Below are 26,413 nucleotides of genomic sequence, written 5' to 3'. Positions count from 1 at the left end.
TTTCTCCCGATTATAAAAAAGTGCATGAGCGTTTACGCCAAACCAAAAATCCGTATTGGTCAGGGGTGTGGGGTTTAATTTTTCCGGCTTCCCAAGCTAAGGTAGTTAAACCACCTGGATAGCAATGTTTGCCATCGGCCACCTGATTGACGAGCTCATAGCGGTAGCGAGATTTAGGGGTAACTGAATAATGATGCTCTTTGCAAATGGCCCCGCTTTTAGGGCTGGAATCTGAGAGCAAAAATTCACGATGCATTTTGTAGTTCATTCGCTCGGTTAACAGCAGTGCGGTTTGTACTGGAGACAGAGGTGCATTCACATGACCTGTCATCGGGTAATGAGTGCCTTGAGCTCCGGCACACCAAAAAAGGCTATCTAATGGTTTTTTAGTCAACGTTGAGGACAATGCATCGGCCGCACAAGCAGAAGCCGCTACTGGATTACCAAATAAGACCGATTCGGGGCTTAATACAAAACTCATTTCTGAATCCTGCCAGGTGGGGTCAAGTTCGGTAAGATAAGCAATATCAAAATCCCCGCCTTGCATACAACCCACTGAAGTAATGAGGTTTAGCCAATGAATCAGCGGGTATTTATACCAATGTACATGAAAAAACGCGCGCTGCTGGCCAGTACCAACCACCTGGCGGCCGCCCCTACCCTGCTTTAAGCCTAAATTTAATCGAGTACCACCAAGATTAACCAAACAATAAGGGGTGTCGGTGACATCGGTGAGTGCCATGGGCTCCCAAAAACCAATATTTAATCCTACGCGAAGTCCTGTAGGTCCTGGACATACACCAATAGGGTTCGATGCATTTTCAGTATCAGGCAAAGATGAATGAACCACTTTAATATTTCCAATTGATAAGGGAAAAAGACAGCGCCAACATACATCGGTAATGGGGTTAACAAAATGTCCGCTGCACTGCTTACCAAATCCAGCACAAGAAAAAATAAAAAAGGTAATCATAAAGACTGTCTTAGAGCGCATTACCATTCTCCTTAATCGCCTCTTCAACAATAAAAAGATGATTCGCTTTGCGTGTGACTCGAGCTGGCACATGAATAATATTAAGCTTGCTTGTAATGCGTCCTTCCTGATCAAAATAAATCACGGCATTTAGACTCTTTTCAGCAATCTTGATTGCCCCTCCAGTCAAAATAAATTTGGGACTAGAACAGTTATTCTTTTGTATCTGCGCCCAACGAATCTGTGCTTCGTCATCCGCATTGAAAAACAACCAACAAGGGTTATACGCTGGCATATACTCCAGGGCATTGATATAAGTTCCCTTTGGGTAAAGAATCTTACCTTTATAATCAGTGATATCCTGACTTAAAGTGATTTCTGATGTGTAGTAATGACTGATGGTTTGGCTGGTACGCTCCAAACTTAATGCGCTAGGTCTGTTAGTATGGTTGACCACTGTATGAAGCCATTTCTGGTTTAATGCATCCAACTCCCCACTTAAAGTTAATGCGTGTAAACGCTCTTCAATCAGCACTAAAAAGCTTTTTTCTACGACTGGAAATATCTCACCAATCACGCCAAAAGATTTGGTGAAGCCTTGGCTACAACACACTACCAGGAGTACTAAGGAGCATAAAATTTTCATGTTTTGCTCCTCATGAGGCCACTTAATTTCAAAGCAACTTCCTCGGTAATGTCGTTACCGCCTTCAAACACATATTTTTGATTCAAAATGACCGCCTGATGGTCTTTAGAATATTGCGCTAATATCTTTTTTATGGATTGATGAAAGTGTTGCGTGGCCTGTTCGACTTGCATGGCGGTTGCATGATGTTCTGCTAATTGGCGAATGAATTGACCTTGAAGTGCCTCTTGATTAAAAAGGACAATACTTTGTTTCGGTTGTGCACCATAAAATAAAACGCCCAAAAGAAACGCTAAAAAAGAAGGTCCTAAAGCCAGTGAAGTAACTCGCATCACACTTCTCCATAATAGTGATGAGCTACGGTTTCAACTGCTTGCGCCAGAGATACCCCCTGTTCCATCAACGACTCAATCTCGCTGACCTCATCACCTGAGGTGGAAAACAACACTCTTGAAAAAGGGTCGCAAAAATAGCGATGAAAGGTACTGACGTTGCCAAACTGGAGCATTAAATTGGAAAAACCCTGCATTTTGGCCTCCCCAAAAGATTCAATTAGGGTTGCCTCTAACTCAGTAAAATGGTCTGGGTGTTGTTGAACATACTTTTTAAAATCCCCTTGGCGCATGATTATTTTGGTATCACTACTTGCCGCAATGGCTTGTCCCTGAAGGGTATTCATGGTGTCTAACAGATTTTGAGTAATAACAGCAAAGCCACCGTTATGTTTTCGTGCGGTTCGAAAACCCTGCTCAATAAAACCTGCAGTTAATGGATTAGCCCCTGCTTTTAAAAACTGCCAAGCCTCATCAATCACACAACGTTTTTGACGTTTTCTATCCGAGTGGTAAAACTGACCCTGAATAATGACAATCATCACAAACATAACAATGGTCAATAATTCAGGATTGGATTTTAAAGCCCCCATTTCCAATACAACAAAATTAGAGCCATTTAACAGCGGTGTATCACTGTTAAACATTTTGCCATAAATGCCTGAGCTGCCGTATTTATCGAGTAAAATCAGTAAGTCTTTGAGTCGTTGGTCATTAAATGACTCTGGTTTTTGTAATAAATGACGCAGCGCTTCGAGTACGTTATCCATACGCGCATGTCGGCCATACACGTTCCAAGTAGCAAGTACCGCATCCAATAGCCACGCTTTTTGAACTTCGCCCAAAGCTTCGTTGGGACTTGCCATAATCGCCAACAAATCTCTAATTTGAATATAATCGTTAAGGTTTTCTCCCTTAATTTCGGTTGTCCCTTCAAAATCAAATAAAGTAAATGGATTTAAAGTTAATGTTGCGACATCAATATAACTTCCCCCCACCAATTTACATAAATGCGTGTAGGAGCCACCCAAATCAATCACAAAAATCTGCTGCCCTCGTGATAAACCATCTAAAATTTGTGCTTGTTCAAAAAAGGATTTACCAGCCCCCGTACTAGCAACCGTTAAACGATTAAAATTGGTAATCGGTAAAGCTCGGTCATCAAAGGTATCTAAATAAAACAACTGATGGCGGTAGGTAGGCACAATAAGACCTTGCCTTGCGCCTTTAAAATCGGCCACCACCGGCAAAAGGTTGGCTACATTGCCATGGCTTAATTGTTTGGTCATGCCTAAAAGCTCAAGGCTTGAAAAAGGGCCTTCCGTCAACATAAAGGGAAGACTTCCTAAGAATCGAAGCCACTGCTTGCAACGACTTTGAGTGAGTGTAAAGCCTAATTGCCTGTAGCTTGCAATTGCTTTGGCAACCTGTTCGCGCTCCTTTTCCTTCGAGGTATAAAGGATTAGGTTGTAAAATGTGGTTAAAAGATGCAGCTCGCCACGTGAAGCATGCTCATGCACCAACTGCCACTCTGAAGCTTCATCACTAATTGATGGATTAATAAAGGCTTGAATGGCGTTGTTATTCGCATTTAATGATTTTGCCCGAGTTTTAGCTTTGGCCTTCATCTTTTCCTGATTCATTCCACGAATCGTAAATGAAATTAGAAAAGGGCATTCAATCCCCTGTTCCGATTTAAAGAGATTGGCAAACAAATCAGGGGTTTGCCAGAGGCCGAACAAGGTATTAGGGTAACTCGTAAGTTCACAGTTGACCATTCGGGTGTATTGAGGATGTCCTTTTTCATCAGCAAGCGACACATCCATTGCATCGGCTCCTATTTCATATACGGTCGTAGGGCTTGGAATGGATTCACCAATCATTAGGCCTCTTTCTTCCACTGAAGGCCAAGAACATTCATTAAAATTAGGAGAAACGAGCGCACGCATCAGCATCTTAAAGTGATGCACATTACAGCGTTGCAAGTTAAATCCTGCGACTTTGAATTCCGATTCAAAATCATGGCGCAAGCGCTCTATTTGTTCTTCCACGCCAGGTTGTGTGGGTCGTGAAATAAAAAGATAACAGCAGTAATCACTTAGGCCCGCCGGAACATTTCGGCCATTCTTATAGCCATTTTTAATGGCATTCAAATGGTATTGAAGACTTTGTCTCGCCAATTCGGCATAAATACCACCTTGCTGTAAAATGGGTTCATAGTTTTGCGAAAGAGAATGCGAAAGCCAAGGATGCTTGTAGAGCAGCACCGTACAATCCGTACCCCCAGTCAGTTTGTTTTTAAAAGTCTCCGCAAGAGATTTCATCAGAGATTCATCAGCTCCAGCCATGGGTGTAAGCATCATTCCAAAACCTAAAGAGCCTCGATTTACAAAAATATCGCCATCGGTTACGGTTTCATAAGGAAGAATTTTAGAAAGTGCGGGTAAATCCAACTCTAAAGATTCCAACGCTTTTCGCGTTGTGACGCAAGAATCAGGTTTAATACTGACCTGTTCCCCCAGTTTATGGCTCATACGATAAAGCATTTCCCGAGTTTTATCGCGCCACTTGGCTGTATTTAAGCCCATGAGCGTTCCTCCGCTGTTTTTGCTACCCATAAGGATTGGCCTGGTGCTTGTTGGACCAATCGTCCTGAAGGCTTGGAGAGGTTTTTCTCTGCATTTATCCTTCTTGATGTTGCAGCAACCGGTTGGGGGGCATCGGCAAAGCGGGTCATGGCATCGACTTGCTCAATAGTCAAGCAGCTATCCCCTGCGGTTGCATTACAGCTGAAATTAGAGTTCATGGTGCAGCCGGTAAGCGTAAGAAGCGCGCCTGTTAAGAACATCAAATCACGTACAGTCATTACATACCTCCTATTTGATTGCTGCTTAAAGCATTTGTTTGGTCAATTGTTCCTAACACTTCAGGTGGTACAGTAAAGTTCATTTCTGCAGAGGGTTTGTCAGTATCTTTAGCGATAAGATTTTGCGTCTCTTCGTGTGTTTTGGCTTGATTCAGTGCATGCTGACTCATGGAATCATCGGGTTCTAAATAAAACCCATCTTTAAAGACTATAGTGACCACATTCCCTGAACCGACTTGAATCACAGGATGATATTGTTCAGCACGTTTGACGTAATAAGCTGATAACGTATCAGCGGCTTTAGAAGCACCACCATAAGCAGCAAAGGGCGCAATTTGACTTGAGGCAATCATCGAAGTACCACCATACGGCCCAATGAATTGCGTACTTTGAGCGTATTGAGCAGCAGAGGCGATACCGGATAAAGCGCCACTTACTCCTGCCCAAGTCATTACTTTATTATCCCGCATTAAAGGTCTTCCCTTAATGCCTACCTTGCCATTGAAAAATACCCAACCTGTCACTTCTTTATCAATAATGGGCTGACCTGGATGCGCACACGACAAGCGATAAAGAGTTGCAAAGGCACGCTCACTGGAAATGTCTCCATAGGAATTGGCACTAACCCGACATCCTTTGAGTCTGGAACGTTGGCCATTAGGGAGTGTGCCGTCTTCTAAAAACTTAAAGAGCATCACCCCATTGTTTTTTGATTGGCCATTCACGGAGGCATCCGCATCAGCACCGCCTAAAATCACCGCCCTTATTGATGTATTGGATGGGACGTAATGAGTAGGATTTAAGTACGAATTGGGGTGCGTACGATGGAGGCGCTTGTTTGGTCTAAAAGAAACCGTGTTAATCCGAGGCATAGCATCAGCAAGGGTGTTGCCTGAAGCCATCATGGTATTCATGGCATACGTATTGGGGTGATGCCAAAGTTGTTGGTTTTTCGCTTCTTTTAATTCGGCAGGCATATTAGGTTGTTCAAGGCTCTCGTTATTCTTTTGAGTTACCGAAGCCAACGTAGTTAATTGAGCTTTGATTTCTTCTTTTTGAGATTGGAGTTGCCGAAGATGTTCTTCGCCCATTGCTTTAACATTCTGAGTTAATTCGGTGATTTGCTTTTTAAGCGACTCCAATTCCGTTTGTTGGGCGGTTAGTGCATTATTCGCAGCCGCCTCCGTAAAGGACTCATCCACAATACCGGTTAAGTCCACTGACTTTTTCGATACTTCTGGCTTTTTCTTATGTCCTTGCGTCAACAACAAAAGGACCAGCGCAACAATCACAATAAAACAACTTCCTGTGACCATTAAGGCACGTATTTGACTGCTTTTAATTAATTTATTTAATTGCCAATTAACCATGGCTTACCCCTTGTACGCGATAAAGCATGGCACGTTCACCGGATTTAAGAATCGGTTTGGAGTATTTCACCGCTAAAGTTCCTTTTTTAGCAAACCACTCCTGGTTTAACTCTAAAGGCTCTTTCCCGCCATTATAAAGTTCGATGACCTCGCCTTTTAATAGTTTGCTATCCCAAGACTCCTTGGGTAGGAGCGTTAAGCCTTTTGCCCAGCGTTGGGCTTTGCCAAATTGCCGTACTACTTTGACATCAGCAAAAGGTTTTTGTTGTTCCATGTGAGTCAACATCGCCAGAATCGCCTCGGGCACCGCATCTTTACTATTGGTGATGTTCTTATTGGTCAATTGTGGCTTCGTTGTTTTTGCTACAATTGAGTGTTGGGGCACCAATTCAATAGTTTTACCCAAAGACTCTTCTCCATTTAAAGTAACTGAAAAATGGATTCCTTTTTCAGTGGTTACAAACAAAGTAAAAGGATTTTGAGCAGCCAATAGCACATAAACAGAGCCATCGTGCTCATCTCGTTTGACGGCCATGCTGTTTGGAGGAAACACCGCCTCCATTATTTTATCGTTCTTCACCACAATGCGATTGTAATTACTTTGGCTTAAGGTCAAGGCAATATCACTGTTGTTTTTAACAGGAATACTGCTGGAGGCTTGAGCCATCATGGAAGCTAATACCAAAGCGATACCTAAAGAGTTATGCATCTTTGTTCTCCTTCATCAGCGAAAAGTTAAGGATGGACAAGCGACTGTTTCGATAGTGAAATTGCAATCGATAGGTTTTACGTTCTTCAGTTAACGCTTGCAGTCCCACATAGCGTTTCAAGGTGCCCGATACAATTGATGTAAGTTTGTTGGGGTCAGTTTTAATGTGCGTGATGTTGAAGGTCGATGACATGTTTTTGGCTTTAATCACTGTGGCTTCACGGGTCAAACGCCTTAGCATCTCGGGATAATTTTGATGGTTCACAAAGGAAAGCAAACGTTTGTGATTTCCATCCACCGTTTCAGGACTAACGTTCAAACGTTCATTAATAAAATTTTCCGTCATTAAACTTAAATAATGACTGTCCACACTGGATGCTGATTTGAGATAACTTAAGTTTCCTGAAAAAGGCGTTATTTCAATACGGTGGTGGTTCCATAGAGTATAAATAAAACTCGTTAACACTATATTGGATAAGAGCAGCCCAAAGACAAGACACACCATAAGATTAAACCGGGCAGAGATTTGACTTAAGCGACTTTGATAACTTTTAAAATCCATTTTGACGCTCCTTAAGCAACATAAATTCGATGGTGAGATGGTGGAAGTTTGGGTAAAAAGAACTGCGTCAGGCTACTTGGCAAATACCAATAGGCAAGAACCAGCAATGATTTTGGCCCTTCTCCCTTTTTTAAGAAGCGCAAACCGCTTAATAATCCCAAGGCTAATAACGACACCAATACTTTTTGGTTAGCAATAACGAGCAACATAAATCCTAATACTGCAACAAAGAGTTCATCTCCGGTTAAGGTCAGTATCCGCTTTGGTGCATCTATGTGGTTTAAAAACTGATACGCTATGTTGCTCACTCTCCCCTCCTCTCAAAAAACAAATGTTTTTAGTAAAAATGCTGGAATAAACGCCACGGCAGTCACTCCGACAAAAACCATGGGGTTTTTACTTTTCACCGCCATTGCCGTAGCTAAAATAATGTCTACTAATATAAAGACCTTCCAAAACATCGAACCACTTCCTAAGGAGTCTCTGACATCACCTTCCAGTGCTTTGGATAAAAGATCGTTAGCCCATAGGCTTGATGAAAGAAGTAAACAACCTAAAACGCTAACACCTCTTTTTATGTTCCTTGTGAATCTATTTTGTATGCTCATTTCCTTCTTCCTCATTACGTACGCACGGTTTTTAAAAATTCCGGGACTTGCAACACTTTTCTCAAATAAACCTCCTCTCGGTTAATCTCCATATTTTGCGGTGCTTTAAAACCTAATCGAATTGAATTTCCCTTAGTTTTAAGTACTTTCACCTCAATTGCTCCATTATCAAGGACTACCTTTTGACCAATTTTGCGCTCCAATACCAACATGCTTTTCCTTCCTTATTTTTGATTTAAAATTTCTTTGCATTTTGTCAATTGTGCTAAAACTATTTCTTGTTTAGCTTGAACGTGATCTTTTTGAACTACATAAAAGCTATTGCGCTTTTTAATTGCACGACAGCAGGCGATCATTTGTGGCAATGACGGAGGTGATTCGTAATATTCCCGACATTGCATGATGGCTTTATTGATAATGTGTTCATTAAACCCACTTAATCCATCTTGCCATTCTCTTTTGGCAAACTCTAAAAATCCTTCACTCTTAAATTGGCTCCTCCATAAATGGCCATAAAAAGCCGCAAACTTTGAAAACAAGAGATCAATCAGTTTGCTTTGGTGATCAATTTTTGTGGAAGTAGACAATATTGTTTCTTTCTGGCTCATGATGTTCTTCGTCTGGGTTCCAGAACATATCTTTTGTTGATTCATGTTGATGATTGTCCCGATGTTTTTCATGCTTCTTCTCCTGTGTTACTTCCATTAGTTCATCTTCCCAGCACCGTTGACCTAACCAATTAGCGGGATATTTCCAAGGCGGTACCCATAGTCCACTTACTTTCATAGCTTCGATATGATTAATTTGTTGTTGCAAAGCCTCCATGAGTTGCCGATATAACGAGGCACTGGGATTTAATTGCTCAAAAGCTGCTTGAGCTTTTTGTTTGGATTTTTTTTCTGGATAAAGCGACCAAAATTTTTCGAATTGCGATAATAAATAAATATAATAATTATTCTCTTTATGAGGTATGGCGGCTTTTTGAGGTTCAACTATGTCGGCTTTTAATGGCTCACACCCAGATAAACCAGTATTTTCAAGGGATTCCACGTGCGGGTTTATGGTGGCTTTCTGTGGCGGGTTTATGGCGGCTTTATTTTGGACAGAAAAATGCCGTGAAGCTAAGTTACATTTTAAAATTAATTGCATGCCTTCAGATTGCATTTGAATTATACCAGCGCGAACCAGTCCAGAAACGGCACGCCGTACTTGATCACGTGAAAAGCTTTGACTTTTAATACCCTGATGGGGCTCAACGAATAACTCTTCAGAAAGAGACTGATAACTAATGCCTCGTTTAATACCTACTATTCCGGTTTTAACATCCATATAAGGTCGTATCCCTCTCAAATAAACTAGTTGCTGTATATGAGGTAAACCACTCATTCCTAATAACTCATCCCTATTAATCACAAAATCCATCATGGTTATAGATCCTATCCATCCCTCGTTTTTATTTTCACATTGTGATATCTTTATTATATAAAACAATAAAATCACTTTTAGTGATTAATTAAGCCATAATATATCACAATTAGTGGTATTTCAATGGTTGATATTTATTTTTGAGGTGAATTGAGTTGAATATTAAAAAGGAAATTGGAAAGCGTATTTTGGAAGCACGAAAGATAAAAGGCTTAACACTCAAAGCACTAGGAGAGCTAGCTGGAGGACTTAAGCAAACACGTCTGACCAATTGGGAGCAAGGACTACGGACACCAGGACCAGAAGAAATTAAACAGTTAGCAGAGGCGTTAGATGTTTCACCTGCATTTTTGATGTGTTTATCCGATGAAAAGCAATTCAATGAAATAAAAAGCCCCAGTCAATTAATTCCGCTTTTAGATTATAAACAAGCGAGTGAGGCAACACGTTATATCCGCGCAATTAATAGACTAGAGGGTTCTCCTGAAATAGTATTTATTTCCGTGAGTACTGCATTATTGACAGGATTAAGTACAAATGCCTTTGCACTGAAAATAGCAGATGACAGTATGATGCCTGAAATCAGAGTGAATGATGTCTTAGTAATTGATCCTGCCATTATGCCCACCCCAGGAAATTATGTGGCCGTTAAAATTAATAAAAAGCCAGAGGTGATTATTTGTCAGTATAAAAAATTATCTTATGCATCTGAAGATTTTGAGCTTTTAACCTTAAATGATAATTGGCCTAACATTAGAGTTTGTGATGGTATGCAAGCAGAAATTATTGGTGCAGTAATACAGAATATCAGGGGATATAATTAGGAATATTTAATACATTACTTTTTATTTTAATTAATTATTTTTCCTATTGCTTTTATTACCTTATCAATTGCAGCATCTAAATCTGCAAAATCTGTTTCATAAAAAAATTGATAACCCTCATGTAATTTTTCGTGATCGGCTTTTTTTAAAGAAATATAAGGCAAATATTCTAGAAATGTATCTATATAATTATAAAGAGCTTGTAATTCTGCCTCTATGTTGCTGTTATAAATAATCTTTAATTGCCCTGAATATAGTAAAATTTCAGACTTTTTCTCTATAAGCTTATCTTTAACATGATTTAAATGTTGAAAATAGTACTTGTGGTCGCCAATACTTCCTTCTTCTAAAAAATTTTTATTTATAGATTTGATTAATCCTTGAGATTCAAGAACATGTAATGCTACTTTTTTAGCAAGATCATAAATATCTGTTCCTTTAAGTTGTTTTTTCCAGGTGTTCAATCCTTGATAGGCAATATAAATCCCTATTGCCGAAAACAGCATTGTTAAAAAACTCTTTGTATAATGAAGCCATTCCGCACAATTTAAATGGCTAATAAAATCAAAGCACATGTTATTCACCATCAATTGTTCTTATTTAATAAAGCATAGTTTATTTAATAGAATCATTTATGATGATTATTTTTTTGGCAGAAAAGATGTGCTTTAAAATTCTTATCTATAATGATAGTAGGAATAAGAATGTTAGATCCTGACCTCCTATGAAATAACCTGTATAAAAAAATCTGGTAGCTTACTGTCACAAAATAAACATATTACACATGTGGATATATATACTTATTCAATTCATCAAGTCATAACAATTCAACAAGCAATTCAAATGATTGAGTAAACTTATAGAGGGTAAATCTATTCATTTCAATGAAATACTTAGAGATAATCGAAGAATAATTCAAAATAGATGGCCGCCAGTAAATAAGTAAAGATTATTTTTGGGCAGATATTGGGTACTTTTTCAAAAATTTTGGGCATTTTTTGGGTGATTTTTGAGCCAATAGGAAACCACAAAAGACAACTTAAATAGTGAGAAAACTGGCTTTAATCCTTTGATTTATAAGGGTTTCTCATGGTCTTTGGTAGTCAGAAATGGTCTAAATAATTGGTGGAGGCGGCGGGAATCGAACCCGCGTCCGCAAATCCTCTGCCTTCAGCTCTACATGCGTAGCCTTGTCTTTTGATTTAACTGTGCATTCTCCGACGGGCAGGATACTACACAGCGATTCCCTGAGTTTCGCGCCTTAATACGGGATGGATTAGGACGCTAGCTTATCTCTTATGACCGTTGATTCGATACCGATAAGCGGGCTCGGTCGAACGGGATACTGGGTTTATTGGCCAGTACACAGTGATGGTTTATCTAAAGTGCTTATTAGGCAGCAATAGCTTCCCCACCAGCAAAGTTTTCATCGTTTGCATTTATATTTAGTTGAGTCTGATTTACGAGAGTCCTCATTCTCGGCATGCACCTCTGGTTTTGCAACCCACGTCGAAGCCAGGTCGCCCCCCTACAATTTAAGTATACCATAAAATGTTAAAAAATAAGCCTTCTGCCATCAAATTTCGTTGCTTTCAAAAGCGCTTTCCGGGTTATTTTTTCTTAACCCGGAAATTTATTTAACCTTGAATGCCATTATGACGTAATAAGGCATCTATCGTCGCAGGACGCCCCCTAAATTCTTTATAAGCTTCTGCTGCTTTTTTGGAGCTCCCTACTTCTAAAATATGATGCAGAAAGTCATGCCCCGTTTGCGGATTTAAGACACCTTCTTCTTCAAAGCGAGAAAAGGCATCGCTGGATAAAACCTCTGCCCAGCTATAACTGTAATAACCCGCAGCATATCCACCTGCAAATATATGGCTAAAGCTCTGCGGAAAACGATTGTAGGGAACCAGAGGAACGACACAAGTCTTAGAGCGTACGTCCGCTAAGATATCATTAACAAGTGACGCCTGAGTTGGAGCATATTCTTTATGGATGCGAAAATCAAAAAGAGAAAACTCCATTTGCCTTAACATGGCCATCGCTGATTGAAAATTCTTTGCAGCAATCAAACGCTCGAAAAGAGAGTCAGGAAGTGACTCACCCGTATCTACGTGGGCGGTTAAAACGGCTAAACCACTTTTCTCCCAACACCAGTTTTCAAAAAATTGACTGGGTAACTCAACCGCATCCCACTCTACGCCATTAATCCCTGAAGCGCCTAAATAATCTACTTGAGTTAAAATATGATGAAGACAATGGCCAAATTCATGGAACAATGTAATGACTTCTTCATGAGAGAGCAGTGCTGGCTTATTCGCTGCCGCCTTTGCAAAGTTACATGTCAAAGTTGCTATAGGAAGTTGTACGGTACCATCGTCCAATCTTCTACGGCTTTGTAATGAATCCATCCATGCACCGCTGCGTTTATTGGGTCTGGAAAACAAATCCGTATAAATATAGCCGCGTACATTATTATGCTCATCAACGATACAATAACATTGTACATCTTTATGCCATACATCCGCACCTTTGATTTCTTCAATAGACATTCCATAAAGTTTTTTGACAAGTTCGAACAAACCTTGCATCACCTTCAGCTGAGGGAAATAAGGGCGTAAATCTTCTTGTGGCAATGTAAACAACGCTTGTCTTCTTTTTTCAGTCAAATACCCTACGTCCCAAGGTTTTACATTATTTAACTTAAATTGCTCTGCGGCAAATTGCTCCAATTGTTTGAACTCATCTTCACCTTGTTTATGGGCTCGTTTGACTAAATCTTGCATAAAATCCATAACCTGGTTGGTTGATTCGGCCATTTTTGTCGCTAAAGACAATTCCGCAAAATTATTGAAGCCTAAAAGCTGTGCTTCTTCATGACGTAACGCTAAGATTTCTTGAATCAACGGTGTATTGTCATAGGTTCCAGCGTTAGGCCCCTGATCTGACGCCCTGGTGATGTAAGCATGATACATTTCTTCCCGTAAACTACGATCTTCAGCATGAGTCATCACCGCATAATAGCAAGGATATTCCAGGGTAAGTACATACCCTGCAAGGCCCTTCTCTACAGCCAATTCTCTGGCTGTATTTAATGCATGCTCCGGTAAACCTACCAGGCGCGTAGCATCAGTTAGATGTAAAGTAAATGCTTGAGTTGCATCCAGAATATTATGCTCAAATTGGTTGGTTATTTCGTCCAGGCGTGTTTGGATGACCTCAAAACGCTTTTTGTGCTCTTTATCAAGAGCAACCCCGGATAATTCAAAATTACGCAGATTGTCTGCAATCAATTTTTGCTGTACGGGATTAAGTGTATGTTTATCGATTGATTTAATGGCCTCATATAATTCATGATTATGTCCCATTGCTGTTTCGTAAGCAGAAAGCAAGGGCAAACAGGCATCATAACATTTGCGCAACGCAGGAGAGTCCATTACTCCGTGCAAATGTGAAAAAGGCGACCAGAAGCGCTCGAGCTCATCATCCATGTCATCTAAAGGATACATTAAATTATCCCAAGTATAATGAGGGTTGTCTTTGAGTAAGTGTTCTACTTGTTGCAAATGCTTTTTTAGCATCGCATCAAGATGAGATTGAAAATGAGTTACATCAATACGGCTAAACTGTGGTAATCCAACTGGTGCTGACATGCTTTACCTTCGAAAATAGATATAAAGCATTAAGCATAACATTCAATTAATCATGCCTCTATACCTGTGATAAAGATTGTCTCCTGATTGTGGTATCTCTTAATAATTTGCGATAATTAGATGGAATAACTTGAGAAATTATCTAAGTCCAAATCGAGCTCATTCTCAGGCTGAAGAACGGGTTCTTTGTGTGCTTTCTTCGCAAAAAAACCTAATTTGGACAGCCCACCCTGTGGAATTACCAAGGTATCTTTAGGCCGTGATTCATCGATAATCTGGAATAATGCAAAATTTATAAAGCAAACCGCAACCAAACAAATTGCGCCGATCGCAATAGTAAGCGGATTAAAGGCCAATATGGGTGCTGCTACGACCATTGATAGAAAAATCGCCGTGGTAGTCATCATATGTGAACCAAGCCGTAACCATTCAAAATTGAGCTGATTATTAATGGCCTCAAGATGTTCGTTAATACTCTTTATTTCCTCTAAGCTGCTTGTCTGCTTTAGCATGGCCTCGTATTGTTTTCGCAACTCATACAAACGGCTTAATTCAAGATAAGCCCGGGTTACAGAGAGAATAATATCAATTGCAAAACAGGTAAGAGAGACATATATAGCAAATGGCGCCAAAGCGCCTGTCAAAACCAAACGATTAACAAGGCCTGCTGTCATCCAAACACTGTCATTACCTAACTCAAACCATCTGCGCTGCATTTGCGCATGAAAACGTACGCTCAAGCCCAAAGATTTTTCTTCCTTGCTCATCCAGGGGCCAGGCAAAGTATGTTTCATTAATAGAAAGAGATTGACTGACAGGCGGGGAAGGAAAAAAATCCATGCCAAATCCGCTAAAATAGGATCGGTATATTTATCCAGAATTTTGACAAAATTACGATAGGATTCAGAAACTGTACCGAGCGTAGCGATAACATCAAAAGCACGTTTAGAACGAATAAATAACAATCGATATAAATTCAGGGAGACGGTTGTATTGCGAACATCCTGGGAAAAAGAAGAATTGATTTCTAATTTTTTAGGCTTACCAGGCAAGGGTTCACTTATTTCTGCCAAAAGTTCACGATACAATATTTGGTGCTGGCGTAAACGCACTACTTCCCTTGGGACATTAAGATAATACTGATAGAGGTGCTCCAGGAGTTCAGCCATCATTAAAGCGGTAATTAACTGCTCTTCTATATCCTTTTGCTTCACCAGTTGTTTGGATAAAAATTTTGCTCTTAGTTGTTGCCCCAATAAACTGTATTCCAGGTTAAGTACCAAATGAAGAGGGATTACTTTGCGATAAAAATCAGGGCCTAGTTTTTTAATGCTTTCGCTAAAAGACCAATTTAATGAATTTTTTCCAGCCTGAGGAAAAGGCAGCTCTGATAAAATATCTTGTAAATGTCGCGTTATTGGGGTCATAATGCTTTAAAATATGCTTTAAAGACAAAACAAGCATTCTATCGTGATCATTATTTTTTTGTCTATAAATAAATTTAAAAGTAAAAAAATAAAGCTAAATTTACATAAATTAAGTACAAAGAAATAATAATATCCGCCCTATCTTCTCTATTAATTCATGGAATAACGCGAGTGATTAAATAAGGATTTACTAAAATCCAAAGCTTGCCTGCCCTTCTGGGTTTAACGTGCAGGGGTAGTAATTTACTTTTATATCGAAACTATCCCTGATTAGCAATCCCTAATTTAATTTTGACTCAGCAAAAGTTACCATTGTTTCGCGGGCACCCAATAAATTTGCTCATTAAACACAACAATCGCTCAAAATAAATTCTTTTTGCAAAATAATGGTTAAAAATAAACTTGTATTCTTGCTGATTTGTGTCTTCTGAGCGACAATAATGCTCCCAAGTTACATACAAGAGACCCCATGAATCTTTGCAAAGAATTAGCTAACGCCATTCGCATTTTAAGTGTGGACGCAGTAGAACAAGCTCAATCAGGCCATCCAGGAATGCCGTTAGGCATGGCAGACATAGCGACAGTTTTATGGAAGAAATTTTTAAAACACAATCCACAAAATCCCCATTGGTTTAATCGTGATCGTTTTGTATTATCCAATGGACATGGCTCCATGATCCTTTATTCATTACTTCATTTAACGGGTTATAATCTGTCTCTGGACGATCTGAAACATTTTCGTCAATTAAACTCAAAAACTCCAGGACACCCAGAGTTTGGACATACTCCAGGGGTAGAAACGACTACAGGGCCTTTAGGGCAGGGATTGGCAAATGCAGTGGGTATGGCTTTGGCCGAGCGTGTTTTAGCGACTCACTTTAATCAGGATAATTTTAATCTCGTTGATCATTATACCTATACCTTTGTGGGCGATGGTTGCTTGATGGAAGGTATTTCACATGAAGCATGTTCCTTGGCAGGTACTTTAGGCTTAGGAAAACTGATCGTTTTTTACGACAACAATGGTATTTCTATTGATGGTAAAATCGACTCCTGGTTTACTGACGATACAGCAACACGTTTTAAATCGTATCATTGGCAAGTCATTGAAGCAATAAATGGCCATGATGCGCATGAGATTGAACAAGCAATTCTTAAAGCTCAAGCAAATACAACACAGCCTACGTTAATTATCTGCAATACAGTAATAGGGTTAGGTTCTTCGGTAGCCGGGAGTGAGAAAGCTCATGGCTCAGCATTAGGCGCAAAAGATGTTGCCAATGTCCGCGAATTTTTTAACTGGAAACATGAGCCTTTTGTTATCCCTGATTCCATTTATCAACAATGGAGCCATGTAGAACAAGGGCAAAAAGACGAACAACAGTGGTTAATGCTTCTGAATGAATACCAGAAACATTATCCTCAAGAGCATGATGAATTTTTACGCCGCATCAATGGAGATCTTCCTGATGACTGGCTAAACCAGAGCAATACATTTTTTGAACAATGCCGCAATAATGAGAAAGCCGTTGCAACACGTAAAGCGTCGCAACAATGCATTGAATATTTTGCGCGTTTATTACCCGAAATGCTCGGGGGGTCGGCAGATTTAACAGGCTCGAATAATACAGACTGGTCAGGTAGTAAAGCAATTCTTGGCCATGAGTACTCAGGTAATTATCTCTATTACGGGGTTCGTGAGTTCGCTATGGCTGCAATTATGAATGGAATAGCAGTGCATGGGGGATTTATCCCTTATGGTGGCACATTCCTGGTCTTCGCAGATTATGCACGCAATGCTGTACGTTTAAGCGCGTTGATGAAACAGCGAGTCATTTATGTCTTTACACATGACTCTATTGGGTTAGGTGAGGATGGCCCTACTCATCAACCGGTAGAACATGCAGCCATGCTCCGAATGACTCCTGGAATGAGCGTATGGCGGCCTGCGGATTTAATGGAAACCGCTGTTGCATGGCAATTTGCTTTGGAGCATCATAATGGGCCGACGTCTTTACTGCTTTCAAGACAGAACTTACCGGCATTGCCACATGGTGAAACAGCTGCTGAATTGATTAAAAAAGGTGGTTATATCATTAAAGATTGTGATGGCACTCCCGATGCGCTTCTGATAGCAACTGGCTCAGAAGTTCAGTTAGCGATTGCTGCTGCCGAACAAGTGCAAACCCAAGGATTGAAGGTGCGAGTCATTTCCATGCCTTGTGCGGAACGATTCCTAGAGCAAGACCAAAATTATAAAAATCAGGTATTGCCACCAAATATCCGCGTACGCATCGCAATTGAGGCAGCCAGTTCTGCTTATTGGTATCAATTTGTTGGTTTGGAAGGGGCAGTAATAGGCTTGGATCGTTTTGGTGTATCTGCTCCTGCAGCACAGGCATATCAATTCCTGGGGATTAGCGTTGAGCGAATAGTAAAGACTTTAAATACATTATTGTAGTCCGGGTAAACGATAAAGCCCACTTTTGGATGTGTTGTCCTCTAACTTCAAAGTGAGGCTTTGGTATTCCAGTAACAATAAACCTCTAGGAATAAAAGTAACTATTTATTACTAAAATATTGGAGAAGTAATATGACAATACGCGTTGCGATTAATGGCTATGGCCGCATTGGTCGTTGTGTTTTAAGAGCAATTTTTGAATCCAAAAAACAAAACGAACTTCAAATCGTAGCTATCAATGATTTATCAGCAATTGATGTTACTGCACATCTAACTCGCTATGACACCACACACGGGCGCTTTCCTGCAGATGTAAGCATTGAAGGAGACATGTTAATCATCGATGGGCATGCGATTAAAATTATCGCAGAACGCAATCCTGCGAATCTTCCCTGGAAGGAACTCAATATTGATTTAGTCTTGGAGTGTACAGGTTTCTTTACCGAACGTGAAAAGGCAATGCAACATATTGCTGCGGGGGCAAAAAAAGTATTAATTTCTGCTCCTGGAAAAAATGTTGATGCAACCATAGTATATGGAGTAAACCACCAAACGCTTAAACCATCTGATCTTATTGTTTCCAATGCGTCATGTACTACCAATTGTTTAGCTCCAGTGGTTAAACCTTTAAATGATGCTTTAGGAATCGAGTACGGATTATTAAATACAGTACATGCTTATACTAATGATCAAATGCTGTTAGACGGAAGCCATGAAGACCTGCGCCGTGCACGTGCCGCAGCTCAGTCTATTATTCCGACAAAAACAGGTGCTGCTGCCGCTGTAGGATTAGTATTACCTGAACTCGCCGGGAAGCTTGATGGTTTTGCTATGCGTGTTCCAGTAATAAATGTTTCAGTGATTGATTTAACCTTTACTGCAAAACGTGAAACAACGGCAAAAGAAGTGAATGACATTATCCGCCAAGCGAAGAGCCGTATTTTGCAAATCAACGATGATCCTTTAGTATCTTGCGATTTTAACCATAATCCAGCCTCTGCTATTTTTGATACTACCCAAACTAAAGTATTCGGGAATCTAGTGAAAATCGTTGCCTGGTATGATAACGAGTGGGGTTTTTCCAATCGAATGATTGATACAGCACAGCAAATGATGAGTTGCTAACCCCGATTTGGAGATAACTGATGAACCTGATACAAATGAGCGATATAGACCTGTCAGGAAAACGGGTGCTAATTCGTGAGGATCTAAATGTCCCCATTAAAGAAGGGATTATTACCAGTGACCAGCGATTACAGGCCGCTTTACCTACTTTGGAAACTGCTTTAGCTGCTGGTGCTGCAGTCATGGTTTTGTCTCATTTAGGTCGTCCTGAAGAAGGAAAATTTGAAAGGCGTTTTTCTATGCAGCCCATAGCAGACTACTTAAGTGAACACTTAAGTTATCCCGTTCGTTTTGAAGAGGACTACCTCAATGGCCTCGATGTAAAACCCGGTGAATTGGTTGTCTGTGAAAACGTACGCTTTAATGTTGGCGAAAAAAGCAATGATGAACAACTTGCTAAAAAGCTTGCACATCTTTGTGACATCTTTGTGATGGATGCTTTTGGGACTGCACATCGCGCCCAAGCGTCCACATACGGAGTTGCTCAGTATGCACCGCTTGCGGTAGCAGGCCCATTACTCGTGAGAGAACTGCACGCTATAGATAAAGCACTTGAAGCACCAAAAAAACCAATTGTTGCTATTGTAGGTGGTGCTAAAGTTTCCTCCAAACTCAGTTTATTACGACAATTGGTAAATCTTGTTGATTATTTAATTCCTGGCGGAGGAATAGCAAATACCTTCCTCAAAGCACAAGGATTTGAAATAGGTGTTTCCCTTTATGAAGAGGATTTACTGGATGAAGCACGCGAAATTCTCCAATTAGCCAAAGAAAAGGGCTGTCAAATACCCTTACCTACTGATGTTGTAGTAGGCAAGTCATTTAGTGAATTTTGTCCTGCTTATAATAAATCACTGCAAAATGTTGCTTCGGATGACATGATTCTCGATATCGGACCGATGACTGTGAGTGACTACGTAGATATCATCAATGAAGCTAAAACCATTATCTGGAATGGTCCCGTAGGCGTGTTCGAGTTTGCCCAGTTTGCCTATGGTACAAGGGCTTTAGCAATTGCTATTGCTGAAAGTGACGCATTTTCCATTGCTGGTGGTGGTGATACATTGGCGGCAATTGATCTGTATGATCTCAATCAACAGATTTCCTATATTTCCACTGGAGGTGGGGCATTTCTGGAGTGTTTAGAAGGAAAAACCTTGCCAGCTGTTGCCATTTTGCAGGAGCGTGCTAAAGATGCTGCGTCAAACTAAAATTGTTGCTACCCTGGGCCCTTCAAGTAGTGATCCAGAAAAACTTCGCGCCATGCTAACTGCAGGTGTTGATGTAGTCCGGATTAATTTTTCTCATGCAGATGAGTCTGCATTACAACTTATTGCCTTAGTGAGACAAATAAGTGAAGAATTAAATCACCCATTAGCAGTAATGGCCGATTTACAGGGACCTAAAATTCGTATTGGACGTTTCAAGAACAAATCAATTACTTTGGTTGAAGGGCAAAGTTTTACTTTGGATTGTAATACTCCAGATCTGCCCGGTGACATTAATGAGGTTTCTATCGCTTATCCAAATTTATCCCGAGAGTTGACCCTCGGGGATCATTTACTGCTTAATGACGGATTGGTGGAATTGGAAGTAACAGCGATTACCGACTCTAAAATTCACTGCATCGTTATTGAAGGAGGAATTTTAAGTGATCTAAAAGGGCTAAATAGAAAAGGCGGCGGATTAGCAGCAAGGACGATGACCGATAAAGACAAACGCGATTTACACACTGCCATAGAAGCAGAGGTGGATTACATTAGTCTATCTTTTGTAAAGGATGCGCAAGACATTAGGCATACTCGTGCCCTTATTAATGAGTTTGGAAAAAAAATACCCATTATTGCAAAGATTGAACGTACTGAGGCTTTGGAATATTTAACAGAAATTATTCAAGAAGCAGATGCAATCATGGTAGCACGTGGGGATTTAGGCGTTGAAGTAGGTGCTGCTGAAGTACCAGCCATTCAAAAGCATATTATTGGGGAAGCACGACGTTTGGATAAAGTTGTTATCACAGCGACTCAAATGATGGAGTCGATGATTAACAACCCACAACCCACTCGCGCGGAAGTATCTGATGTTGCCAATGCCATACTGGATGGGACAGATGCGGTAATGTTATCTGCAGAAACAGCGAGCGGCCACTTTCCAATCAAAGTAATATCCATGGTCAATAAAATCTGTTTAAGCGCAGAAAAACATGCCAGTTTTTATTACCATGGTAATGAAAAATCTTGCCACTACAAACGTGCAGATCAAGCGATAGCCATGGCTACTATGCATGCCGCAAACCACTTTCCCATCCAAGCCATTATTACCCTAACTGAATCGGGTGATACGGCATTATGGATATCAAGACAACAAAGCACTGTTCCTATTATTGCAGTCTCCGCTAATAAACGAACAATAGGCCGCTTGTGTCTTGCACATAATGTTTTTCCTGTGTTCATGAATTATCATCAGTTCTCATCCGAAACGCTGAATCAACAAGTACTCGATGAGTTAATAAAGCTGGGGCATATTGAGAAAAATGGATTTATTTTATTAACACGAGGTAGAATAATTGGTACAGCTGGAGGAACAAATAGCATGGAGATTATTAAACTTTAGTTTATAATAAGTGTGAGTTGAATGTATTAACGGCTAGTTCAAGGTATCATTTATTTTGCGGGTGTAGTTCAATGGTAGAACTTCAGCTTCCCAAGCTGATAGCGTGGGTTCGATTCCCATCACCCGCTCAAAATTTGAAAAACACTCCTAAACATAAAAATTTTTTGTCAATTAACACATACCATTAGAGGCTCTTTTTCAATATAGAGCCGTCTATTTGGTGTATTTTATGCTGCTGGAAATGGCCAGCAAAAGACCGTAAGAATTGAAGGATTATCAGGCGGAACTTTTGGCAATGTTAGCCGAACTGAGGAAGGCTCTTCTAAATATGTCTCGCGGTTTATCACCAGGTTCGAAGGAGACAGCCAAGTCTCTGGATTTCGCAAAATACCCTATTCTATGTCCAACTGTTTTTATCTTAACACTAGAAAAAGACATGTCCTGTGAGCTTTGTTGACAAATCCTGAAACACACTCAAAAAACGACCTATAGCCTCGCAGACAATGCTAATAAATTTCACCATTTTGCCCTGAATACTACACCGACCCCACTAAGAATACAACGAAGCCAATTTAATATCTGTTGCGATTTATTTTCTCTAGTAAGAATAAATAATGGTCAACATGTATTGACATATAAATAAACTTCAAGTTATTTTCATGATTAATATGATTTCAAAATGTATAAATTGATTTTTTGATGGTGAACTTATAGATAAATTGAGGAGGGAGTATGAGTGATGAAGATATGAAAAGGATATTACTGTATTGTCAAATACTTGGGTATGAAGGCTTAAGAAATGGCACGTATGCCATTATTCCCCAACTCCAGATTAACTTCCCTAAACCAAATTCATTTATAGGTGCAAGAGGAAACCCTGCAATTTTTGTAACCGAAGTTACTTATAAAAAATTGAAACAATTTCATGAGGATTGGGTTCCTAATATAACAATCGCTATTAGTCATGCCTATTTGATTGAACCGAAAAGAAACAATATTGATATTATTGGGATGCTCGTTCATGAAGCAGGCCATGCATTTAACGTTTATGGCAAGCTAAAAAATGATGAAGCGAATGCTTATGTATATGAAATTGAAACCATGCTTAAATTGTTAAAAATGAACATCCTTCCCAGGCAGTTTGGCCTTTACAAAGAGGACTTACAATCTTACTTTAAATCGCGCATGGAGCAGTATAACCTGGCAATCCCTAATAACCCCTATCTAAAAATATTAGTCGAAGAAATTACTCATGATTTTAACCTGGATGGTAAGGATACTAAATCCGAATCACCGGTCAAATTTCAAATTAAACTAGGCTTTTTCAATAAAAATAATGTTACTGATACCACTACCTCAGAAAAAAATCTTTCCAATCAACAAATGGTTAGAGTTTTATAGCAATGGGATAAATACCTATTTTCGATGGAATGAAACAGGCAAACCAACCAAGCGAATAACAGATTTAATAATCTGATTTAAAAAGTAAATGTTTGAAGTTTAATGATATTGGAGATTAGTATGTATAAATGGCTGGAGAATATCGATTTGTCGAGTTTTAGTGCTCAAATTGAGGATTTTGTGAATCATCTTGTTGATCCGGCCTCTCTTATGATTCCGGATGATCCTGTTTTTGTTTCTTATCGACAATTTGAGCAATTAAGATTGATGTCAGCCAACAGCTTGCTAGAAATGTCAAAGCAAATGGAGGAAAGCCGTCAATACATCGCCAAAGTACCACAAGATAAGAGTGAGATTGCTCTGGTTGTTCAAAACAACCATACAGATAAATCTTATGAAACAGAACTAAAGAATATTTTAAGGTTTCTTGTAGAGGAAGGAAAAGACAAGGCGCAAATTCGCATGATTTGTAATGCCATAAATGGTGGCTTAATCATGGCTCACATGGTGGCCAAACAAAATGAAGAAGCAGCAATGACTGTCATCAACAGACTGAAACAAATTGGTGATAAGAATATAGCACCATTAGTTGATGAGTATTGGAAAATTTTACAATCATCTGACAAGACCTCAGGATTTAAATTACTCCCTCAATATCTTGAAGAATTAATTACACAACAAGCAGTAGAATTGGAGTCACATCGAAAAAAATTACGTGATGACCGTGGGGAGGATTTAACTAAAGAAGAAGTTATTTGCCCTTTAACCCGTCAGGTGATCAATGCAAACAACTCTCTTGCTACACAACATCAAGCTACTCAATTCATGATGCTTATTGTCGTTTTGGCACACTTGGCAAATATTAAGAACAGTGAGCTGGATGAGTTTATTAGCACACAGGAGCTTGATTACGTTAGTAAATGCTTCGAGTTATTACAGCGATACGTAAAAAATCCTGAACAGCTCCCACTTACAAGGCAACACCATGAATTCCTGAATCAGTTGGGAATGAATAAAGTGTTACAACAATGGCAAATGCAAAGTGACCTCGACCATTCCGCGGAAAAGACAGAAGATACAGAAAAATCAGGACAACAGACTTCCTTGAATTCTTCAGAAATTATCAAGAATAATTCGGTGGAGAAACCGCAACAGTCACCCGGCTCTTGTCGTTTTTTCAAACTGGTATCTAAAACAGAAACTACAGATAAACCCCTTGGTTATAGTTTTACCCTATAACCCAAAACTGTATTCAGGTAAGAGCCTCACCTAATGAGTGGGGCAGTCCAGGGAAACCTTCTTTAAGCTTAATGCACTTCACCAATGCTACAAAGCCACTACCCTAAAATTAAATTAGGGCGTGTTGACCATTCATCCCTACCGAGTAAACAGGCACAGTAGAACTGGATTATTATCTGATAGAGATAAAATTACTCTTCAACAGTTTCTTTTTTTTCTTCGGAATTTCGGGACAATCCCAATTTCTCTTTCAAACGAGCTACAGCATCAGGATCATATTGTTTTGCTGACTTATGCTTTACCACTACAGCAGTAGTTCTAACCGGTTGTGTCGTTGCATTTAGGGCATTATAGGTAGATCGTGTGGGATAAACAGGAAAATTATCATCCGTTGTGTTTGATGATTGATTCATTATTTTTGAGTGGTAGCTCATGCCTTGAGGATTTGGATTAGAAGGATTAGCTGTTTTGTCTGCAAGCGCTTTACGCGCGTTACGAGCACTTTTCTCAACACGCTTTTTAATCTTGGCAGCCGCATATTCAGCTTCCTCTGAACTCACTTCACCAACGTCATTACCTTGCAAATCAATTCGCATTTCTCGAAGCTTAAGACAGGCCAAATAATCTAGACGGCGCGTAAATAACACCACTGCTTCTCTCAATTTGCTTTTGGAAATACCAACTTCCGCAGCTTTTTCTGCATGAAGTAAAATATCATCCATAATACCAATTTTTAATGGGCGAATTCGTAGTGAATTATCAAATGCTGCAGGAAAATTTGCAGCAAGCCATAATAAAGCATCTGTCCGTGCTTTTTTAGACTTATTTTTTTGAGCTTTATTAATAACAGCGGTGCGTGGGTGCAGCTCCTGTTTTCTCATAAGTGAACCCTTGGTTAGATATTGATTGTCATATCTGAAATAAAATCTTTTACATTAAAAATGAGCGCACAATGTACAATGTTTATTGATTGTTTGCAAGTCCTCTGTGATGCTTAGCAGTGCGGTATAAAAACAAAATAATCCAGGTAGAAAAAAAGTGAATGATAGACCTATAATTAGACTAAAATTGTATTATTCAAGACTTCTTGGATTTAGCTTATTGTTTTAATAACAGTTCGTTAATAAATTGTCAATTCATCAACTTTTATAACGAAATTTGTGGAGCAAATGATGGATTTCTTTAAAAAAATATTTATATTATTCCTTGCAACATTCTTTCCATGGCTTCTGCTTCTTTTGGATGATAATCCTGGCGGTGCAATCATTTCATTAGTTATGCAAGTTACAATTATTGGCTGGCCTTTTGCGACAGTATGGGCTTGGAACACCCACTATGGCGATGAGAAATACAAAAAAAACAAAAAAGACAAAAAAATTAAACGATAAACTTCATTAAGGAGTATTATGCCAACTCGAGTTATTGTTAATGGGGCTAAAGGCAAAATGGGTTCTCTTGCTTGTGAAACACTGAGCAATCACGACGAATTCGATTTAGTGGCAGAACTGGGCAAGGATGATAATTTAGCTCAAGCCATTGGAGATACCCAGGCACAGATAGTTGTTGACTTAACTCGTGCAGATTGCGTGTACCAAAATTGCCTTACTATCATCAGTCATAAAGCACGTCCTGTGATTGGAACATCAGGCCTGCTTCCCGATCAAATTAAAGAGTTAAGCACACTTTGCGAAAGCCATCATATCGGTGGGATTATTGCCCCCAATTTCTCAATTAGTGCTGTTTTAATGATGCTCTTCGCAGCAAAAGCGGCAGAATATTTTCCTGAAGTAGAAATCATTGAAGCACATCATCAACAAAAACTGGATGCCCCTTCGGGAACTGCTTTAAAAACAGCAGAAATGATTGCTGCAGCACGAAAAAAACCTAAAAATAAATTAAATCTCAAAGAACTAATACCGGGCGCGCGCGGCGGTTCTCACTATGATGTCAATATCCACTCCTTACGTATTCCAGGAGTAATTGCACGACAACAGGTTATTTTTGGCAGCATAGGCGAGACATTAACAATTACTGACGATTGCATTGATCGTCGTTCTTTTATGCCCGGCATCGTCCTTTGCTGTCAAAAAGTATTAGGATTGACTACCTTGGTCTATGGGCTTGAGCATTTATTATAACCTTAAAAATAACCTGGATTATATCAATCCAGGTTTTA

27 protein-coding genes, 1 tRNA gene and 1 other RNA gene are annotated in these 26,413 nt (G+C 39.6%); 11 read left to right on the top strand and 18 right to left on the bottom strand.

What is annotated here, in order from left to right; translation table 11 throughout:
* Positions 1–10: 10 nt before the first annotated feature.
* Genes traU through EKG34_RS05540 form a run of 13 tightly spaced genes read right to left on the bottom strand, consistent with a single transcriptional unit; the run spans position 11 to position 9,491 of the window.
* On the bottom strand, positions 11–994 hold the full coding sequence (gene traU / locus EKG34_RS05600; RefSeq protein WP_080619869.1) for a conjugal transfer pilus assembly protein TraU: 984 nt from the start codon (positions 992–994) through the stop codon (positions 11–13).
* On the bottom strand, positions 984–1,619 hold the full coding sequence (traW, locus tag EKG34_RS05595; RefSeq protein ID WP_058466429.1) for a type-F conjugative transfer system protein TraW: 636 nt from the start codon (positions 1,617–1,619) through the stop codon (positions 984–986). Before traW ends, traU begins: the two co-directional genes overlap by 11 nt.
* Positions 1,616–1,951 (bottom strand): TrbI F-type domain-containing protein, encoded by a 336-nt coding sequence (locus tag EKG34_RS05590; RefSeq protein ID WP_058466430.1) that lies wholly within the window; start codon positions 1,949–1,951, stop codon positions 1,616–1,618. Before EKG34_RS05590 ends, traW begins: the two co-directional genes overlap by 4 nt.
* Entirely contained in the window at positions 1,951–4,539 is a 2,589-nt protein-coding gene (traC, locus tag EKG34_RS05585; RefSeq protein ID WP_080619868.1) for a type IV secretion system protein TraC, read from the bottom strand. Before traC ends, EKG34_RS05590 begins: the two co-directional genes overlap by 1 nt.
* On the bottom strand, positions 4,530–4,817 hold the full coding sequence (locus EKG34_RS05580) for a TraV family lipoprotein (protein WP_058466432.1): 288 nt from the start codon (positions 4,815–4,817) through the stop codon (positions 4,530–4,532). Before EKG34_RS05580 ends, traC begins: the two co-directional genes overlap by 10 nt.
* Positions 4,817–6,187 (bottom strand): TraB/TrbI/VirB10 family type IV secretion system protein, encoded by a 1,371-nt coding sequence (locus EKG34_RS05575; RefSeq protein WP_080619867.1) that lies wholly within the window; start codon positions 6,185–6,187, stop codon positions 4,817–4,819. Before EKG34_RS05575 ends, EKG34_RS05580 begins: the two co-directional genes overlap by 1 nt.
* Positions 6,180–6,896 (bottom strand): type-F conjugative transfer system secretin TraK, encoded by a 717-nt coding sequence (traK, locus tag EKG34_RS05570; protein ID WP_058466434.1) that lies wholly within the window; start codon positions 6,894–6,896, stop codon positions 6,180–6,182. The genes EKG34_RS05575 and traK overlap by 8 nt, the downstream gene beginning before the upstream one ends.
* The gene (gene traE, locus EKG34_RS05565) at positions 6,889–7,458 is read right to left on the bottom strand and encodes a type IV conjugative transfer system protein TraE (protein WP_080619866.1); all 570 of its coding nucleotides are present in this window, start codon (positions 7,456–7,458) and stop codon (positions 6,889–6,891) included. Before traE ends, traK begins: the two co-directional genes overlap by 8 nt.
* 11 nt (positions 7,459–7,469) lie before the next feature.
* A complete protein-coding gene (traL, locus tag EKG34_RS05560; protein ID WP_080619865.1) occupies positions 7,470–7,766 on the bottom strand; it encodes a type IV conjugative transfer system protein TraL in 297 nt (98 codons plus the stop codon).
* A gap of 12 nt (positions 7,767–7,778) precedes the next feature.
* Complete coding sequence (locus EKG34_RS05555) at positions 7,779–8,066, bottom strand: hypothetical protein (protein WP_080619980.1); 288 nt, start codon at positions 8,064–8,066, stop codon at positions 7,779–7,781.
* A 14-nt stretch (positions 8,067–8,080) separates the two neighbouring features.
* Entirely contained in the window at positions 8,081–8,278 is a 198-nt protein-coding gene (locus EKG34_RS05550; protein WP_080619864.1) for a carbon storage regulator, read from the bottom strand.
* A gap of 12 nt (positions 8,279–8,290) precedes the next feature.
* Positions 8,291–8,674, bottom strand: coding sequence for a Vir protein (locus EKG34_RS05545; protein WP_223800076.1), 384 nt, complete (start codon positions 8,672–8,674; stop codon positions 8,291–8,293).
* Positions 8,631–9,491 carry a Vir protein gene (locus tag EKG34_RS05540; protein WP_080619862.1) on the bottom strand — a complete coding sequence of 287 codons (861 nt, stop codon included), beginning with the start codon at positions 9,489–9,491 and terminating at the stop codon, positions 8,631–8,633. Before EKG34_RS05540 ends, EKG34_RS05545 begins: the two co-directional genes overlap by 44 nt.
* Before the next feature lie 155 nt (positions 9,492–9,646).
* Here EKG34_RS05540 and EKG34_RS05535 point away from each other — a divergent pair, with 155 nt between their 5' ends.
* The gene (locus EKG34_RS05535) at positions 9,647–10,315 is read left to right on the top strand and encodes a helix-turn-helix domain-containing protein (RefSeq protein ID WP_080619861.1); all 669 of its coding nucleotides are present in this window, start codon (positions 9,647–9,649) and stop codon (positions 10,313–10,315) included.
* Between the two features lie 26 nt (positions 10,316–10,341).
* Here the strand turns inward: EKG34_RS05535 and EKG34_RS05530 are convergent, their stop codons facing one another.
* Positions 10,342–10,890, bottom strand: a complete 549-nt coding sequence (locus EKG34_RS05530) for a hypothetical protein (protein ID WP_080619860.1) — start codon at positions 10,888–10,890, stop codon at positions 10,342–10,344.
* A gap of 136 nt (positions 10,891–11,026) precedes the next feature.
* On the opposite strand from EKG34_RS05530, the gene EKG34_RS18960 reads away from it, so the two are divergent.
* Entirely contained in the window at positions 11,027–11,170 is a 144-nt protein-coding gene (locus EKG34_RS18960) for a DUF3892 domain-containing protein (protein ID WP_125461295.1), read from the top strand.
* A 268-nt stretch (positions 11,171–11,438) separates the two neighbouring features.
* Here EKG34_RS18960 and ssrA read toward each other — a convergent pair.
* The 3 genes from ssrA to EKG34_RS05510 all read right to left on the bottom strand — a co-directional run bounded on the left by ssrA (position 11,439) and on the right by EKG34_RS05510 (position 15,398).
* Positions 11,439–11,843: a transfer-messenger RNA gene (gene ssrA, locus EKG34_RS05520) on the bottom strand.
* A gap of 109 nt (positions 11,844–11,952) precedes the next feature.
* Positions 11,953–13,971 (bottom strand): M3 family metallopeptidase, encoded by a 2,019-nt coding sequence (locus EKG34_RS05515; protein WP_003634251.1) that lies wholly within the window; start codon positions 13,969–13,971, stop codon positions 11,953–11,955.
* Positions 13,972–14,087: 116 nt separating this feature from the next.
* The gene (locus tag EKG34_RS05510; RefSeq protein WP_003634248.1) at positions 14,088–15,398 is read right to left on the bottom strand and encodes a hypothetical protein; all 1,311 of its coding nucleotides are present in this window, start codon (positions 15,396–15,398) and stop codon (positions 14,088–14,090) included.
* Between the two features lie 469 nt (positions 15,399–15,867).
* On the opposite strand from EKG34_RS05510, the gene tkt reads away from it, so the two are divergent.
* The 7 genes from tkt to EKG34_RS05475 all read left to right on the top strand — a co-directional run bounded on the left by tkt (position 15,868) and on the right by EKG34_RS05475 (position 24,237).
* Positions 15,868–17,859 (top strand): transketolase, encoded by a 1,992-nt coding sequence (gene tkt, locus EKG34_RS05505; RefSeq protein WP_003634246.1) that lies wholly within the window; start codon positions 15,868–15,870, stop codon positions 17,857–17,859.
* Positions 17,860–17,991: 132 nt separating this feature from the next.
* Positions 17,992–18,984: a type I glyceraldehyde-3-phosphate dehydrogenase gene (gap, locus tag EKG34_RS05500; RefSeq protein WP_003634244.1), complete on the top strand. Its 993-nt coding sequence runs from the start codon at positions 17,992–17,994 to the stop codon at positions 18,982–18,984.
* 20 nt (positions 18,985–19,004) lie between these two features.
* Positions 19,005–20,195 carry a phosphoglycerate kinase gene (locus EKG34_RS05495; protein ID WP_003634242.1) on the top strand — a complete coding sequence of 397 codons (1,191 nt, stop codon included), beginning with the start codon at positions 19,005–19,007 and terminating at the stop codon, positions 20,193–20,195.
* On the top strand, positions 20,179–21,597 hold the full coding sequence (gene pyk, locus EKG34_RS05490) for a pyruvate kinase (protein ID WP_003634240.1): 1,419 nt from the start codon (positions 20,179–20,181) through the stop codon (positions 21,595–21,597). The genes EKG34_RS05495 and pyk overlap by 17 nt, the downstream gene beginning before the upstream one ends.
* Positions 21,598–21,654: 57 nt before the next feature.
* A tRNA-Gly gene (locus EKG34_RS05485) sits at positions 21,655–21,725 on the top strand.
* Positions 21,726–22,329: 604 nt separating this feature from the next.
* On the top strand, positions 22,330–22,998 hold the full coding sequence (locus EKG34_RS05480; RefSeq protein ID WP_003634238.1) for a hypothetical protein: 669 nt from the start codon (positions 22,330–22,332) through the stop codon (positions 22,996–22,998).
* Between the two features lie 120 nt (positions 22,999–23,118).
* Positions 23,119–24,237 (top strand): hypothetical protein, encoded by a 1,119-nt coding sequence (locus EKG34_RS05475; RefSeq protein ID WP_003634237.1) that lies wholly within the window; start codon positions 23,119–23,121, stop codon positions 24,235–24,237.
* A gap of 191 nt (positions 24,238–24,428) precedes the next feature.
* Here the strand turns inward: EKG34_RS05475 and EKG34_RS05470 are convergent, their stop codons facing one another.
* Positions 24,429–25,118 (bottom strand): ProQ/FinO family protein, encoded by a 690-nt coding sequence (locus tag EKG34_RS05470; RefSeq protein WP_003634235.1) that lies wholly within the window; start codon positions 25,116–25,118, stop codon positions 24,429–24,431.
* A gap of 291 nt (positions 25,119–25,409) precedes the next feature.
* On the opposite strand from EKG34_RS05470, the gene EKG34_RS05465 reads away from it, so the two are divergent.
* Both EKG34_RS05465 and dapB read left to right on the top strand, forming a co-directional pair.
* Entirely contained in the window at positions 25,410–25,625 is a 216-nt protein-coding gene (locus EKG34_RS05465; protein ID WP_003634232.1) for a hypothetical protein, read from the top strand.
* 18 nt (positions 25,626–25,643) lie between these two features.
* Positions 25,644–26,375 carry a 4-hydroxy-tetrahydrodipicolinate reductase gene (dapB, locus tag EKG34_RS05460; protein WP_003634231.1) on the top strand — a complete coding sequence of 244 codons (732 nt, stop codon included), beginning with the start codon at positions 25,644–25,646 and terminating at the stop codon, positions 26,373–26,375.
* Positions 26,376–26,413 lie beyond the last annotated feature (38 nt).

It is taken from the genome of Legionella longbeachae (assembly GCF_004283175.1).
Taxonomy (GTDB): domain Bacteria; phylum Pseudomonadota; class Gammaproteobacteria; order Legionellales; family Legionellaceae; genus Legionella; species Legionella longbeachae.
Note: the sequence above shows the minus strand (reverse complement) of the source record. Positions and strands in the feature narration are given on the sequence as shown.